Source organism: Paenibacillus sp. FSL H7-689 (genome assembly GCF_000517905.1).
In the GTDB taxonomy this organism is placed as follows: Bacteria; Bacillota; Bacilli; order Paenibacillales; family Paenibacillaceae; genus Paenibacillus; species Paenibacillus amylolyticus.
In genome coordinates, this window is sequence record NZ_ASPU01000013.1 from 261,303 (window position 1) to 277,415 (window position 16,113).

At 45.7% G+C, this 16,113-nt stretch carries 12 protein-coding genes; 4 read left to right on the plus strand and 8 right to left on the minus strand.

Annotated elements, in window-relative coordinates; translation table 11 throughout:
* Window positions 1-61: 61 nt before the first annotated feature.
* The 6 genes from C170_RS08725 to C170_RS08750 form a co-directional block, all read right to left on the minus strand.
* Entirely contained in the window at window positions 62-2,281 is a 2,220-nt protein-coding gene (locus C170_RS08725) for a DEAD/DEAH box helicase (protein WP_036608507.1), read from the minus strand.
* Complete coding sequence (locus C170_RS08730; RefSeq protein ID WP_036608509.1) at window positions 2,278-3,621, minus strand: ATP-binding protein; 1,344 nt, start codon at window positions 3,619-3,621, stop codon at window positions 2,278-2,280. The genes C170_RS08725 and C170_RS08730 overlap by 4 nt, the downstream gene beginning before the upstream one ends.
* A gap of 6 nt (window positions 3,622-3,627) precedes the next feature.
* Window positions 3,628-5,205 carry a TerB N-terminal domain-containing protein gene (locus tag C170_RS08735; RefSeq protein ID WP_036608512.1) on the minus strand — a complete coding sequence of 526 codons (1,578 nt, stop codon included), beginning with the start codon at window positions 5,203-5,205 and terminating at the stop codon, window positions 3,628-3,630.
* Between the two features lie 238 nt (window positions 5,206-5,443).
* Window positions 5,444-6,034, minus strand: coding sequence for a biliverdin-producing heme oxygenase (locus C170_RS08740; protein WP_036608514.1), 591 nt, complete (start codon window positions 6,032-6,034; stop codon window positions 5,444-5,446).
* Between the two features lie 307 nt (window positions 6,035-6,341).
* Complete coding sequence (locus tag C170_RS08745) at window positions 6,342-9,464, minus strand: MMPL family transporter (protein ID WP_036608516.1); 3,123 nt, start codon at window positions 9,462-9,464, stop codon at window positions 6,342-6,344.
* 78 nt (window positions 9,465-9,542) lie between these two features.
* Window positions 9,543-10,115: a TetR/AcrR family transcriptional regulator gene (locus C170_RS08750; protein ID WP_036608519.1), complete on the minus strand. Its 573-nt coding sequence runs from the start codon at window positions 10,113-10,115 to the stop codon at window positions 9,543-9,545.
* Window positions 10,116-10,274: 159 nt separating this feature from the next.
* Here C170_RS08750 and C170_RS08755 point away from each other — a divergent pair, with 159 nt between their 5' ends.
* The 4 genes from C170_RS08755 (at window position 10,275) to C170_RS08770 (ending at window position 13,270) form a co-directional block, all read left to right on the plus strand.
* Complete coding sequence (locus C170_RS08755) at window positions 10,275-11,072, plus strand: Nif3-like dinuclear metal center hexameric protein (protein WP_036608520.1); 798 nt, start codon at window positions 10,275-10,277, stop codon at window positions 11,070-11,072.
* A gap of 525 nt (window positions 11,073-11,597) precedes the next feature.
* Window positions 11,598-12,023, plus strand: a complete 426-nt coding sequence (locus C170_RS08760) for a DMT family transporter (protein ID WP_036608521.1) — start codon at window positions 11,598-11,600, stop codon at window positions 12,021-12,023.
* Between the two features lie 45 nt (window positions 12,024-12,068).
* Window positions 12,069-12,767 (plus strand): Crp/Fnr family transcriptional regulator, encoded by a 699-nt coding sequence (locus tag C170_RS08765; RefSeq protein ID WP_036608522.1) that lies wholly within the window; start codon window positions 12,069-12,071, stop codon window positions 12,765-12,767.
* Window positions 12,768-12,781: 14 nt separating this feature from the next.
* Window positions 12,782-13,270, plus strand: a complete 489-nt coding sequence (locus C170_RS08770) for a DMT family transporter (protein ID WP_036608524.1) — start codon at window positions 12,782-12,784, stop codon at window positions 13,268-13,270.
* 85 nt (window positions 13,271-13,355) lie between these two features.
* On the opposite strand, the gene C170_RS08775 is transcribed toward C170_RS08770, so the two are convergent.
* Together C170_RS08775 and cysI are read right to left on the minus strand one after the other, a co-directional pair.
* Window positions 13,356-14,072, minus strand: a complete 717-nt coding sequence (locus C170_RS08775) for a YebC/PmpR family DNA-binding transcriptional regulator (RefSeq protein WP_036608916.1) — start codon at window positions 14,070-14,072, stop codon at window positions 13,356-13,358.
* A gap of 278 nt (window positions 14,073-14,350) precedes the next feature.
* Window positions 14,351-16,072, minus strand: a complete 1,722-nt coding sequence (cysI, locus tag C170_RS08780) for an assimilatory sulfite reductase (NADPH) hemoprotein subunit (RefSeq protein WP_036608528.1) — start codon at window positions 16,070-16,072, stop codon at window positions 14,351-14,353.
* Window positions 16,073-16,113 lie beyond the last annotated feature (41 nt).

Consider the following 16,113-nt stretch of genomic DNA (forward strand, 5'->3'; position numbering starts at 1 on the left):
ATTACACCGAGTCGCTTTGATCGCTGTACTATACTTCGAGTATTCTGATTACGTAAAAACGTCATGTTCGATTGGAGCTTGAGGAGTCCCACTCCAATGTTTGTTGTAAACCTGCCTTCAATCCATCTAAATCTAACCCATCCACAGCAAAAGCCTCACGGATCAAAGGCGGCGCGACAAATTCATCATACTTGCCCAGATAAGGCGCTTCATCTTCAGCCAGTAACGCAGATGCGTCTTCAGCCGTTCGACACTCACTCATGATCTCGGCTAACAATGTTCGTTCGTCGACCTTGCCGGACACTACAAAATAATATGGCTCCATGGGCACAACCGAACGCAAGGCAAGTTTCTTGGACAGATTATGCTTCATCAGGCGCTCCAATGTACGGAATGATTTACTTCCTACCCAAGGAAGAACATACATCGAATCTCCCCCTGCCGGAATCACGACCTGCTTCAACAGTCCGCTTTCACGAGCTAGGCGGCGCGCCCGTTCAAGTCGATTGACGGCTTGTGGTGACAGATAGGGATAGATGGTCGAGTCGGACAACACTTCACGCATTTTCTGTACGACCGACGTATGAATATCTCCTCCCGCGCCAAGCCATAATGTATCTACTTTACCTTTTGCAGACTTCACATACACAGCCTTGTGCTTGTGATCGACCTCTTCCACTTTCCACAGTTTGCCTGCGAGCGAGAAGCAATAGCCAGGTGGGGGCACGGTTGTAATCGAACCAATCTCTTCCGAGCCGTTTAGTACTTTATGTTCCTCATCGTCTTTAAACACGGCGTAGAAGCGATAATTATTCACAATTTTCTCACCTGTCAGACCGATGATCAATGTTCGATCCTCTGTCCATTGCAGATGATCCGTCTCAATGAGGTAATTCAGGAATACCTGATATTGATCAGGTCTAATCAACGCAAATGGCGCCAGCGAAAGGATGGATTCCGCAAGATCTCTCGGCTCCGCCTCCCCCATACTTTTCAACATGCTCATCGTCTGATGGTAGAGCACACCTATGGGCATTTTGCGGGCTTCAAGCGGCTCGACCCACTTCGTTTTTACATACAGTTCGATAACAGCAATCGCACGCATCAACGTCCACGGCATCCGCGCTGGCAATTGCGCTTCCTCATCCTCTTCCTCCGGACATACAAAAAGCATCTCTGATGCCATGTCCTCTCGTCTCCCTGAACGTCCCAGACGCTGTACAAAGCTGGACGCACTATACGGTGCACCGAGCTGAACCACACGTTCCAGTTCGCCCAGATCGATGCCCAGTTCAAGCGTGACCGTTGCCGCAGCAACCGCGGGCCCCGATCCTGTGCGTAGGGCAGCTTCCGTTTCTTCCCTCAGCATGGCCGAGATACTTCCATGATGCACATGGAACACATCACGCTCTTGCCTGCGAGCCGCGACCCGCCGCATCTCAAGAATGGTGACTTCAGCATCCGTTCGGCTGTTGGTGAAGATCAGCGCTTTTTTACGATGTGTGCTCTCATAGATGAAGTCGTAGTACGCTTTACGTGCGTTATGAAGCTGCTCCGCCTGCTCCTCGTCCTGTGCATCTGGAAAGGAGAAATGTTCCACCCGCAGTCGCAACTTGCGACCGCCCGGGGAAGAGACCACATCCACCCCCTGCTGCGTTCCCGCAGCAAGCCAAGATGTAGCCGCATCATAGTCACTAAGTGTGGCGGACAAGCCCACTCTTCGCGGTGCACAGCCAGCCATGCGCTCGATTCTGGCAAGCTCGCTGAGTACTTGAATGCCCCGATCCGCTCCCATAAAGGCATGCACCTCATCGATGATGACATATCGCAAGTCATGAAACAGCGCCGGGATTGCATTCGGTCGATTCATGAGCAGACCTTCCAACGATTCTGGCGTTATCTGGAGCACACCAGACGGATTTTTCATCAGTTTTGTTTTCTCCGCCTGAGGTACGTCCCCGTGCCAATGCCAAACCGGAATATTTCCTTCGGATAACAGATCCTTAAGACGTTCGAATTGATCATTAATCAGAGCTTTCAGAGGTCCAATGTACAAAATACCAACCGACTTGGAAGGCCGTTCATACAGCTCGGTCAATGCAGGAAAAAAAGCCGCCTCCGTTTTGCCGGAGGCCGTTCCCGCCGCAATCAGCATATGATGTGGGGTATGAAAACAGATATTGCAGGCCTCAATCTGAGCAGGACGAAGCGATTCCCATCTTTTTTTATATATAAATTCCTGAACAAACGGAGCCAGCCGATAGAACGGATTATCACTCATAATTCAAACTCCGCCAGAAAGTCGTCCAGATCATCTGTATTCGCGGAAGCATCTGTCCCTTTACCCGTTTCCTGAGATTTGGCAACCCGCTCGCCAAGTAATTGAGTATAAGTCACTTCAGGATTCTGGTGTAACGTATGCAGAACATCCATAAAGTCTCGTACCACTTCACGCGTGGTCAGCAATTCATCCGCACCCAGCCGGTTCACCGCCGTTTGCATAAAATCAACCAATTGTTCATCCGTCAGACTTGCGCTGTATCCAAAATGCAAGGCATGAATCTGTCGCAGCTTCTGGAGCAGAATCAGAATCTCTTCATGCGATAACATCGCCAGCTTCAGGATCGGACCTGTGTAATTCGCATACGCTTTGGCTGCATAACGACCATCAATAAGCCTGGAGCGAAGCGCTTCATAGCTGTATAATCCACGCCGTTCATCCTCCACAAATTGCGGCGTACCGCCTACAAATATGCCCAGGTGCTCTGCCTTACCCTGCATCGTATCATTGAACATGGTCAGCAATTTCTCATAGTTGCTTTGACGGGAGACACTGTTTGTAATTTTGTACAGATTCACCGCTTCATCAATGAACAACAACAATCCTTTGTAACCAATGCGCGCTGTGAATTCAGACCATAGTTTGAAGTAGTCATACCAGTTGTCATCATCAATGATAACGCCAACAGCCAGCTCTTTTTTCGCTTCCGTTTTGGTTGCGAATTCTCCTCGAAGCCAGCGAAGGGCCGCCTGTTTGCGATCATCATCAGCCAACTTGTACCCGTTCCAGTATGACGCCAGTACTTTGGCAAAATCAAAGCCGTGAACCAGATTCTGCATCTCCCCCGTCACCGCATAAATCTGTTTCTCTACCTCAAGCGGCAAAGCGGGATCATCCGGGCGCAGGTTCTGACTCTGCATCGTGGATTGTTGCAGCCCTGCGATCCATTTTTGCAAAATCGGCTCCAACGCTCCCCCATCCGGGCGTGTGCGTGTAGACAGACGAGTCATCAGTTCGCGATATGTCGCAAGTCCCTGGCCTTTGGTTCCCACCAGTCGTCGCTCAGGTGACAGATCCGCATCCGCCACAACGAAATCACGATCCATCGCATAGTTACGAATCATCTGCAAAAGAAAGCTTTTACCGCTGCCGTAACGACCCGTAATGAGTTTAAACGCTGCGCCTCCCTCGGCGATATTGTCCATATTCCGCAAGATGGCTTCCACTTCCGGTTTCCGACCAACAGCAATCTGCTCCAGTCCTATGCGCGGGACAACACCAGCTGTCAATGAATTTACAAGTGCGGTGGTCAGCCGCTTTGGTATTTTAAGTTCTGTCACTGCGTATCACCTCTTCACATGTTCGAACACATCTATATAATCAGGAACAATCCGATCACCATCAATCAGAAGATCACCGATCGTTTCCATAGCTACATCATTAATTTCATCCAGCAGAAGCGTAGGCATCGTTCCATATTGCTCAGCCAGACGCATCAGCTCCGTATCTGGACTTGCGCCAAGTAGAACATGAATCGTTTGCACCTGCTGAGGGGAGAGTTCCTTGGCAAAGAGTAGCCATTCTTCATCCAGATCAGCCTCAGCAGACTCGTCCCACTGCAACCTAATCGATTCTACTTGCGCTCCTGTTGCAATCTCTTCTGCGGATGGCTCCGACTCCATGGAACCTTCAGTTGGAGTGATCTCATTCCTTGCTTCCAGTACATCGAATGGATTACTTGTAACATTTGCGCTATTAACCTCTTCATCCTTCACTTCAGAAGGGTGATCATCCTCAATTGTAAGCGCCAATCGCACGTACTCACTTTCCTGCTGTAAAGACGCCAATTTCTCTGTATCAATACGAATCATTGGTTGCTCCACAGTCTCAGCCTGCTCGATCGCATAAGCCTTGTCCAGGTAACGCTCAATCAGATTTGCAAGTTCGGGTTCAAGAGTCTGTCCTCGCAATCTGCCTCTGAATCCGAGCAGTTCACGAAGTTTATTTTCAGTACATCGATAGATCCGCGTAACCATCTGCACAAATTCAGCCTGTTCACCTATTGGCGTATATCTGAACGATACCGATCTTCCATAGATCGAATCATCATAGACTGCTTTGCGAAACAGAATGCGCTCCATCGTGCGTTCATCGTTAGGATCACACTCAGGCAACAGTCCAACTTGTCGCGTACGTTCCAGGTACGAATCAACCAAGGCCACGACCCGCGGGATGTACTGCTCCATCACTTCTTTGCCGCCATCTCTGTAGAATTTACTGAGCGTAATATCGTAATCATAGTATCTTTGCAGCATATTCAGCGATATATCCGATACATTATCCTGTAAAATGCGTTGCAGCTCCCTATCCAGCATCTCTGCTGGCAGGTATCCGCCCGAAAGGCCCATGACCTCGGATAAGGACATCTCCATCTGATGGACCAGCACATAATCGACCATCCACTCTTGCATATATATATTTAATTGGGGCAACCGTTCACGGTAGTTCACCCATAGCTGCTTTAATTGATCATAACCATCCTGAGGATTCTGCCAGCCAATGCCGTTAATTAACTCGTAGATATGAACAAATAGATAGGACAGATCGGTATCCGGGTATCTCCCCTGACGTACTTCCTTCCTCCAAAACATATACCACTTGCGCTGGGTTTCATTCATCACGCCATACGTTGGCCAGTAACTCATAAAGGGAACCCACGGGGATACATCCCCCTCCATCTCTGCCCACTGCTTTGCTTCCTCTACAAAACGTTTCTCTGAGGACAATATGCCTCCACGATGCTGAATCGTATCATGTGCAGACTGCACAATGGTTGAACGATCAGGAACCGGAACCGCTGCTGTTTCAGGTTCTTCACTCAGATCTATCTCCATAAATTCCAATTGTCTTGAGTTGTCTTTCATAGAACGTTATCTCACCCTCCTCCAAGACAGAATACGAACAAGTGTATCCATAGGGATCATTATATCACTTGTCCTGTGTCTGCGGTGACGAAATTTAGACATTCCTGGACACAAAAAAGAAGGCATTTCTGCCCTCTTTTCATCATGTCTATTTAACTTTTTTCTGTCCTCTCCGTTATGTGTAAATGTATTATTTCAACTTATATAGGTTCCTTTTAATATATTAAAAAAGTCCGCCCTACGTATTAATCCATTGATCTAATAGTCGGAAAGTCTCTGATGCACTATGCACCATGTTGTCATGATCTTCTGGAGCACTGATGGACTGCTGCAGCACCCCCGTAAACTCGCTCCATCTTGTTCTTGTCTCTGAGCCGTAAGCATTGAAATATTCCAATCCACGATCAGCCTCAATGGGCAGGAAATGCGACAAACGCTTGGTCATGATTTGTCCACCGTTCGTGGACCCCTCAATTACATACAGGTATCCAAACAAACGGGCAGGTGTTGAAATATCCGGCAGTTCTTCACAGAGCGGAAGTTGGCTGATTTCCTCTTCACTGGCACCCAGATTTCGTAAATCTTTCTCCAACAGTCCAGCCTTGCCTCTAATCTCAATATCCAGTCCCGTACTTTCCCAGAAAGGCTGTTGTACAGCCTGATCCTCCAGCGGTTTCAGGAATCCATAAAATTTCTCTAAATATGTTCTATATTCTTCTATAGTCACAGTTTGATTCATAATGGCTTTTGCATAAGGGTTCTGTTCTACTTGTCTGTGATAATGAGCTGTCTCGCTCTTCAGACGTTCCATAATAGTTGTTGCAGTCATCTTAGTTATCCCCTTTCACAATCTGTTCTGTGGTTGCAAATGAATGCTGATCCTCAACTGATTCTCATTGTGCCTTAAAATAGATTTACTTGCGCTGCAATTAGCTCCATTTAATACAAACAAAGACTCTATGTAAGTATACTTATTCTTGTTTGAGAAAACTATATGAATCCGTCATTGTTTCACGTTAGATTATTTCCCGCATTGTTATGATAACTTAGTTATAATTCATAGGATAAAAAAATAAAAAACGACCCCTGACGTCATGTTTGTCAGGAATCGTTTGATATAAAGATGATTTATTTGTTTATTTGTTTATGGGATCGGACCCCGAACCCCAGTTTTTTAACTTGTGTAATAGACTGATTAGAGCCGGAAGCAAGATTGGAAGCATGACAAAACTTAGCAAAACCAATCCAATGATGACAGAAATAGCTACTTCAATCAGCGTAACAACACCGGAAGGAATTAGTGCGGCGAAGGTACCTCCCAATATTACTGCCGCGGAGATCACGACCCCTCCTATATTACGGGAAGCTTCCGTAATTTTATGAATTGGATCTCCTTCAATCTCACGATATTTCATCATGAGGAAGATACTGTAGTCCACACCAAGTGTAACAATCATGATCAGACTGAAGAAAGGAACGTTCCAGCTCAGATAGTCAACGCCAAGCGGGCCAACCATCAGCAATTCATTCAGACCAAGGGCCACATAATACGTCAGGAATAACGCACCTATAATGATTACAGTCTGCCAAAACGAACGAATAATGAACAAAAGTATCAATCCAATTCCAATCAGCATGATCATGGACGTCCGATTCAGATCACCTCCGGATAATTCTTTCATATCCAGGTTCTGTGACGGTATGCCGCCCAGTGCCACTTTCGCCTCACTCAAATCCGTGCCAACCAAAGCCGTTTCCAACTGCTTGTTAAGATTTTGAACAACATCCATCGCTTCTTTCGAATATGGATTATCGGTCAAAATGATGGAGATTTCCGCTGTCTTCCGATCCGAAGACATATACATGTCGAGCGAACTTAGAAACTCCTCTCCTTTTAATACATCTTCTGGAATGTAGAAGCTTTTCGCAACATCAGACTGGCCAAGATGGGCCAAATAATCTTCGGCATCACCAAGCCCCTTCGACACATCTGAGAGTCCTTTTGTACTTTCGGTCAATCCGGATTTCAACTCACCCATTTTGTCCTGCAAATCGTTCAGAACGCTTAACAACTGACTCTGTCCTTCATTAATCTGACCCAGCCCATCTTTCACTTCCAATGTTTTACCCGCTATCTGCTGGGTTCCATTGGCTCCAGTCGCCAAACCTTTGGATAGCTCGCCAGCACCGTCTTCAAGCTGACCGACACCTACAGCAACCTGAGTCAGACCGACACTAATTTGAGCCATTGACTCGTTGGCTTCCTTGAAAGAAACCATAGCCCCATTGTACTGCTGCATCAACGGGTCCAACTGTGTGTATAACGCGTTCAGTTCAGTTTGAGCCGCTTGAGAAATATTAATCACTTGTACGGCATCTTCTTCTTGTTGTAACTCAGGATGAGTCGCAATTAGACGGGTCATGCTGCCTTCGATCTGAGTATAGGCATCAAGCGCTCCCTTAATGGCTGTCTTGTTGCTTGTGAAAGTACCACTAAAGGAACCAAATCCCTGTTCAAGTTGCCTATACCCTTTTTGCAGATCATTGGCACCTTTAGACAGGACCCCAACCTTTTCTTTAAGGGTAGTAAGTCCGTTTTTCAACGTCTCTGCCCCTTCTTCCCCATTATTCAGACCATCAGATACCTGATTCATGGCGTCTCCCAATGCATTTACTCCAACTTGCAACCGGCTTGTCCCATCAATCAACAGCTGTACGTTACTTAAATCATTTGAAGATTGAAGCTGTCCAGCTGCAGAGGACAAACCTTCGTTAATTTCGCTTACACCATCGTTTGCTTTACCAATACCCTGATTAAGCTCCTCTGCTTGATCGTTAATATACAACTCTTTAATTTGGACTCCAGTTGGTCGAGTGACACTGTAAATCTCAGAGACACCTTCCACCTTGGACATCTTATCCGTCAGATCATCCAGTGCCTTCAGCAAGGTCTGATTGTCCATTGCCTGCTCGGATTGCACAACCAATGTTGTTGGCGCTGAGAATCCTGGTGCATAATGCTCCATAATCAGATTAATCCCCTGTTTGGAATTGTAGTCATTATTGACTTCAAATAGATCATTATAACTTAGTCGATTACTGTAACTGAATAATAAAGGAACACTAATCACCGCAACCAGAATGATTGCCAGGAAAGGTCTTCGTACCGATTGGCGGGATAAAAATCCCCACAGTCGGCTGTCCGCATGGCCTTCGAATTTTTTCGATGGCCAGAACATTTTTTTGCCCATGACAACCATGAAGAACGGGTTCAACGTATTGAGGACGATAATGAGAACCGCTACTGCGATCGCCACCGCTGAGGTTGCCTGATATAACTGAAACTTGGCAAGCAGGAGTGCAAGAAACCCGATGAATACAGCGATGCCGCTATACAATACGGTTCTGCCTGCTGTTTTAAATGTCGTTTTGGTCGCAAGAATCACATCGCCATCTTGTCTACTTAGTTCCTCCTTGAATCTGGTATATAACAGGATATTATAATCCGTCCCAATACCAAAGAGGATAACGACCATAAATATCTGAGTAAAGTTCGAGAACGGAAAGTTAAACCAATCTACAAGATATCCCACAATAGCTAATGAAACAACGTAAGATATACCTACCGTGAGCAGTGAAATAACAGGTATGATCGGCGATCTAAAAATAATAATCAGGATAACGAGGATGAAAATGATCGCGATAATTTCTGTTTTCTGCACACCGTCTTCAATCGATTTACCAAAATCATCATCGATCAGGTCAGCTCCCGTCAGATATGTATCCACATCAGGGATGGCTGTAGATTCTTTTAATAGACTAATCACTTCCGAAAGAGGAATATTCTCATCTTTAGTGACGGTGATTTGAGTCAGGATCGTGGTTTGGTCCTCGGATATAAGCCGATCGGCTTGCTCTTCACCATCCAGATGGCTTGTGATCGTCTCAATATTCAGTTGCTTTTTCTGATTTTTCAGGTTGGATAAAACGGATTCGATCTCCGTCTTTTGCTGGTTCGTTAATGCTTGTGTATCTTCTCCACTATTAAATACAGCAATGATGGAATAAGTATTCCCGCTATCCTTATCCATATCTTTCAACATAGTCGCAGCAACCTGGCTTTGTGCCGTTTCAGGAATTGAAATCTGTCCTTTTTCTTTTACCAGTTGACCAAAATCAGGCATCGCCACTACAGAAACGAGAGTAATAAGTATCCAAAAAATCAGGGAAATCGTTCTGGGATTCCTAAGTTTATTCATGATTTATCTTCACACACCTTATGTCTAGTATAGGAATGAATATTCATTCCGTTTATGTTGTAAAAAAGGCCAATAGAATCAATGGACTCTAATGGCATTCCACAGGCACTCCTCAAGCTGGTTCATTAGCTCCGGCGTCGCTTCCAGGAGACCTTTGTTAAAGTGTTCAAACAAATGTATGAAAGCACCGTAAACTATATTCATTAAAGCTTCTGTAGGCAGTATAAGAATGGCTCCTTGCTGCTGCCCCTTATGTATGCATTCATTCAGAAACCCCATAAATTCATTGACACTTTCCTTGCTTTCATCGTGAAAATGCAATGCATTACCCGTAGAATTAATAAACTTTAGGCGATCCGGGTCGGACTCTGCGAACTTGAACAATCCACGAAAAATATGATGAAACTGGTCTCGTACAGGTATCGGCTCATTCGGAAACCCATGCTTTAAGGCATCAAGAAACTCCCTGATACTTTTCTGAAAAAGTTCATTCAACAATACTTCCTTGTTCGTAAAATAACGGTAAATAGTGCCTGCCCCCACCTGAGCCGAATCAGCAATCATCGGCATGGTTGTTGCATCGAATCCCCGCTGGGCAAAAAGCGTTAAAGCAGCTGCAAAAATATCATCTTTTTTGCTGCTTTTAGCCATGTGGCTATCCCTCCTTTATATAGGAATGAACGTTCATTCCGTTATGTTTGATCAGTATAACTCCTTTTGTCACTTCAAGCAAGACCTTTCTATTCTACTGTTTATTCTTCAAAATGATACAATAACAATAAAATCTATTATTTTGGAGGACTTATGTTCATGAATATAACCATTCAAGACATTATACAGTATCTCACAGCCCATGTAGAGTTACCGGAGAACACGGTAGATCGGCTGATTACTGGCTCGTCCGACCAAACGGTCACAGGTGTGTTTGTTACTTTTATGCCCACTCAACATGTCATTGACCATGCCATACAACGTGGGGCCAATCTAATTATCGCTCATGAATCCCCCTTCTACAACCATCACAGTCATACCGATTGGTTAGCCAATGATCCAGTTTATGAAACTAAAAAAAGCTTGATCAACGAAGCAGGCATTTCCATCTATCGATGTCATGATATCATCCACCGCTTCCAACCGGACGGCATTACCGAAGGACTGATTCAGGCCTTGGGGTGGTCCTCTTATGTGGAACAACGACTAGCGGAAGCAGACATCCTTTCTTTTCCGGAAGGACGCACCGCCCAAGCTATTGCTCACCATGTGAAAAGTTCCCTGGGCATCGATTATGTACGCGTTGCAGGCAATGCGGAAATAGTCTGTAGACGTGCAGCGGTACTGGTAGGTTTTCGTGGTAATGGACATGTGACAATTCCCTTGATTCAGAATGAGCAATTAGATCTCATCATCGCTGGAGAAGGATTCGAATGGGAAACACCGGAATATATCCGTGATGCCGTGCAACAAGGCAAGTCCAAGGCACTGATCATGATGGGGCATGCAGAGAGCGAGGCTTCGGGAATGAAGCTATTAGCAGACAGGTTGGCAGAACGTTTTCCTGAATTGTCTGTTCGTTTTATAGGCGAGAAGCCTGTGTACACTGTGATCTAATAGGATCATTTGATTTGTATGGAGAGGATCAGGATCTTCTAGCTGATTGCTTCTAATTTTCATTGCCTATCCTACCCTGGAGCTTTGGATACTTTCTATGCTCCGGGGACGCTGGGCAGACTCTCGTTTCATTTCTTGGATAGCTAACGAACCTGACACCCTCTATTGAGCGAATATTTGCCGATTTTCAAAAGTAACGAATCGTAGACACCCTATGCCTCCATTCCCCCTGTTTTACCGCCCATTTCTACCCAACATAGCCCATTTAACGTCGCTGAGATTTGTTAGATTTCTCAATTCAATCGAATCAGTACAATAAGGTGTCACTAGTTCGTTAGATTATGATGAAAAATGAGTACTGAGCACATATGCCACGCATCTTTTCATGCCCCATCTGGATTTACCGAGTTCTTTATAGTACTCTAGATGCTGTGACTTCAAAGCTCAGGACATTTGTCCTTGGCGTTCAGAGTCAATTTATCATTTAATAATAGAAGTCGAAGTGATTGAATAAGGAGCGTACATATGAGAGGAATTATTTTTGCATTACTGGGCGGAGCGTGTATCACGCTCCAAGGGGTTGCCAATACTCGGATTAGCACCGACATGGGCACATGGCAAGCCGCTACGATTACACAACTGACAGGGTTCATCTTAGCGGCGCTGATCCTAATGTTTGTTAGAGACACCAACCTTCAAGGACTCAAACAAGTAAAACCTATGTACCTGGCCGGAGGTGCTTTTGGCGCCGTCATTATTTTCAGCGAAGTGACAGCAATTCAGCAAATTGGAGTTACATTCACGATCTCGGCTCTGCTCATTGCTCAGCTGTTCCTGACTTTTCTGGTGGATAGTAACGGATGGTTCGGCGTGGTAAAACAAAAGATGAAACTGCCGCAATTTCTAGGCATTGCCTTAATGGTGACTGGTGTCATTATTATGAAACTATAGTTTTTGGAGAAGGATTGAAACATATCGTCGGGGGTGAATCACAGCGTGCAAGAGATCCATAACGAGCAACAATTAATACAATATCTGAAGCAATATCAACTCGAAACTGTATTTCACGAGTCCCTGCGTACACATATGACGTTATGCCACTTTGAGAAGTGTGAACTGATCTGTCGTGAAGGGGAAACTTCCGAATATTTGTACGTACTGGTCGAGGGTAAAATCAAGATTTTCACCACCTCCGCTCAGGACAAAACGCTGGTGCTTTGTTTCAAAACACCGCTTGAAGTTGTCGGTGACATAGAGTATGTCCGTGAAAGCGATATTGTTAATACGGTTCAGGCCGTGTCACCTGTGGTGATGCTTCGCATTCATTATCAATGGCTCGCTGAGCTTGCCAGCGATTATGCACCTTTACTTAAATTTTTGCTTAAAATCATCTCACACAAATTCTACATTGACTCGAACTTTTCCAATTTCAACCTGATGTATCCCGTTGAGGTTCGTCTAGTCAGCTACCTGCTCTCCATCTCAACAGAAGAAGCGGGCAACGTCGTTCATGAAGAGCTGGACGTGTTCAATCTGACCGACATCGCGAATCTGATCGGCACCAGTTACCGACACCTGAACCGGGTCATCCAGAAGCTCTGTGCAGACGGATTAATCGAGCGACATCAGGGATTGATTATGATCAAGGATCGAGCGGGTCTACGTGAAATAGCAGGTCACAATATTTATGAATAAGGAGTTCGACAACCATGTTAATCACAGGTATTTCGCTTGCACTACTGGCAGGTGCACTTGTCAGTCTGCAAACGATTTTTAATAGCAAAGTCAATGAACGCACCGGTTCATGGTCCACAACAACGATGGTGCTTTTCACCGGATTCATTGCTTCGTTCCTCATCTCTCTGCTAGTAGAGGGCAAGAATACATTCAGCTTCCAGCATATGCAACCCTGGTACTGGCTCAGTGGAGCCATCGGCGTTGGCGTGGTCTTCTGTCTCGTGCAAGGGATGAAGCTACTTGGTCCCACATATGCCATCTCGATCGTGCTAACATCCCAACTGAGTTTTGCTCTATTGTTTGATTCCATGGGATGGCTCGGTCTGGAGCAAATTCCTTTTTCGTGGAATCAGCTGCTCGGTGTACTTGTCATTGTTGGGGGAATTGTATTGTTCAAGTTCGGTGGAGGGAAATCGAAAAAATCAGAGCAGTCCCCTGGAACGTTGCAGTCTGACTCGTAAACGAACAAAAAAGAGTGTCCGTCCAATCCCATAGATTGGTCAGACACTCTTTTTATACAATCAAACCACATATCGTTTCGTTATCTTAAACAAACTCTACGTTGTGGTAAACTTGCTGAACATCTTCAAGGTCCTCAAGCGCATCGATCAGTTTCTCGAACTGAGCTTGTGCATCCTCTGGAAGTTCAATATGGTTTTGCGCAAGCATGGTCAGCTCGGCTACTGTGAACTCAGTAATACCAGCAGCTTTGAATGCTTCTTGTACAGCGTGGAATTGATCCGGTTCTGCATATACAATTACAGCATCGTCTTCGTCCACGATATCACGTACATCCACATCTGCTTCAAGCAAAAGTTCCAGTACTTCCTCGGAGTTTTTGCCTTCTATACCGATAACCGCTGTTGGATCAAACATGTAAGCAACTGAACCACTGACACCCATGTTGCCAGCGTTTTTGTTAAACGCAGAGCGCACTTCCGGCGCTGTACGATTCACATTGTTGGTGAGTGCATCAACGATGACCATCGCACCATTCGGTCCGAAGCCTTCATAACGCAACTCTTCATAGTTCTCATCCCCGCTGCCTTTTGCTTTTTCCATCGCACGATCAATGATGGCTTTGGGTACATTATACGTTTTGGCACGTTCCAGCACGACTTTCAGTGCACGGTTCGCTTCCGGGTCCGGTTCGCCCTTCTTGGCAGCTACATAGATCTCAACGCCGAATTTAGCGTAGACCCGGCTCGTGTTTGCATCTTTTGAAGCTTTCTTTTCCTTGATATTATTCCACTTACGACCCATATCGTTTCCGCTCACTTTCAACATTTAATCTGCTTTCTACTATGCCATTATATCTTGTTGAGCGTACTTCAACAAGTTAATACACACGAAATAATGGGAATAACTGCGGTGATTATCCATCTCCATTTGAAGATTAGCTTCAGTTTATCCTCTCATACATCTCTCAGCAGCAACTAACGTTACCTCTATTCACTCCATATATAGCAGACAAGAAGCACCCCATAAAGGAATGCTTCCGCCCTAAATCAGTCCTAATTTCAGTTATCTTACTCGGTCAATTAAGCGTGAAATTGTCGACCATCCAACACTTCAGGAACATAACCCGCACGAATGACAAAGTCTCCGAAATGTTCCCCTTCATTGCGCTCCTTGGCATACTGATTCACCATTGGAGTTAACGTGTCCAGAATCTCAGTTTCACCAATGTTTTCTTTGTACAGCTTATTCAAGCGATGTCCAGTGAAGCTGCCACCGAGATACATATTGTATTTCCCTGGTGCTTTACCGATAAATGAAATCTCTGCCAGCATAGGTCTTGCGCATCCGTTCGGGCAGCCGGTCATGCGAATGACAATTTCTTCGTCTCTCAGCCCGGCTTCGTCGAGTACAGGCTCCAGTTTGTCGATCAGGGACGGCAAGTAACGTTCGGACTCAGCCATCGCAAGGCCGCAGGTCGGAAACGCAACACAAGCCATTGAACTTCTGCGCAGCGCTGAGTAATGTGCACCATCGGTCAGGTTATATTGCTGAATGAGTGCTTCAATCTTTTTCTTTTTCTGGCTGCTAATATTACCGATGATTAGATTTTGGTTCGCAGTCAGACGGAAATCACCCGTATGCACTTTGGCAATTTCACGTAAACCCGTCATGAGAGGATATCCATCAACATCCTTTACACGACCATTCTGAATGAACAGCGTGTAGTGCCATCTGCCATTATTACCTTTTACCCAACCATATCGATCTCCGTTAGTCTCAAAATGATATGGACGTGCCGCATCCAGTTTCCATCCCAGACGGGTGGTCAGCTCACCAACAAACCACTCCACACCACGGTCGTCCAGCGTATATTTGAAACGAGCATGTTTACGAACTGCACGATCTCCATAATCACGCTGAATCATAACTGTTTTCTCTGCCACATCAATCATTTGCTCCGGCGTACAGAAACCAATCACTTTGGACACCTGAGGATAGGTTTTGGCGTCACCGTGAGACATCCCCATGCCGCCGCCAACGGAAACGTTGAAGCCTTGCAGCTTGCCGTTCTCCACAATAGCAATAAAGCCAAGATCCTGTGAATAGACGTCCACATCATTGGATGGTGGTACAGCAATACCGATTTTGAACTTCCGTGGCAAATACACTTTGCCATAGATTGGTTCAACTTCTTCGTCCGAGTCCTGGGAATCAACCACTTTCTCTCCGTCCAGCCACAGCTCATGATAAGCCCGGGTCCGAGGGTCCAAATGATTGCTCACCTGACATGCCCACTCATACACTTCAGCATGCACATCAGATTGATTCGGATTCGGGTTACACATCACGTTACGGTTTACGTCACCACATGCAGCCAGTGTGCTTAACAACGAATCGTTCACTTCGCGAATGGTGTTTTTAAGATCCCACTTCAGTACGCCATGCAGTTGGAAAGACTGACGTGTGGTCAGACGAATCGTCTCATTCGCATATTTATGCGCTACCCGATCCATCATCAACCACTGCTCCGGGGTTACAATCCCACCGGAAGCACGCACACGTAACATGAATTGGTATGCAGGCTCCAGCTTGGATTTGTGACGCTCGTTACGCAGGTCACGGTCATCCTGCATATAACTACCGTGGTGTTTCATCAGACGGTTGTCGTCCTCTGGAATAGCCCCCGTGATACGATCAGCCAACGTTTCGGTCAGACTTCCGCGCAAGTAATCACTTTTGATCTTTATATCTTCCACATCGCTATTCGTGCGCTGTGGGTTAAGTAAGTTATTATAAACCATGCTGCTTTCTCCTCTCGTCTCTGCGGGATGGTGCAATCCGG

What these genes read in the sequence shown, in the direction of transcription:
- C170_RS08725 (WP_036608507.1), bottom strand. Translation starts at nt 2,281, where the DNA reads ATGAGTGATAATCCGTTCTATCGGCTGGCTCCGTTTGTTCAGGAATTT.
- C170_RS08735 (WP_036608512.1), bottom strand. Translation starts at nt 5,205, where the DNA reads ATGAAAGACAACTCAAGACAATTGGAATTTATGGAGATAGATCTGAGT.
- C170_RS08740 (WP_036608514.1), bottom strand. Translation starts at nt 6,034, where the DNA reads ATGACTGCAACAACTATTATGGAACGTCTGAAGAGCGAGACAGCTCAT.
- C170_RS08745 (WP_036608516.1), bottom strand. Translation starts at nt 9,464, where the DNA reads ATGAATAAACTTAGGAATCCCAGAACGATTTCCCTGATTTTTTGGATA.
- C170_RS08750 (WP_036608519.1), bottom strand. Translation starts at nt 10,115, where the DNA reads ATGGCTAAAAGCAGCAAAAAAGATGATATTTTTGCAGCTGCTTTAACG.
- C170_RS08755 (WP_036608520.1), top strand. Translation starts at nt 10,275, where the DNA reads ATGAATATAACCATTCAAGACATTATACAGTATCTCACAGCCCATGTA.
- C170_RS08760 (WP_036608521.1), top strand. Translation starts at nt 11,598, where the DNA reads ATGAGAGGAATTATTTTTGCATTACTGGGCGGAGCGTGTATCACGCTC.
- C170_RS08770 (WP_036608524.1), top strand. Translation starts at nt 12,782, where the DNA reads ATGTTAATCACAGGTATTTCGCTTGCACTACTGGCAGGTGCACTTGTC.
- C170_RS08775 (WP_036608916.1), bottom strand. Translation starts at nt 14,072, where the DNA reads ATGGGTCGTAAGTGGAATAATATCAAGGAAAAGAAAGCTTCAAAAGAT.
- cysI (WP_036608528.1), bottom strand. Translation starts at nt 16,072, where the DNA reads ATGGTTTATAATAACTTACTTAACCCACAGCGCACGAATAGCGATGTG.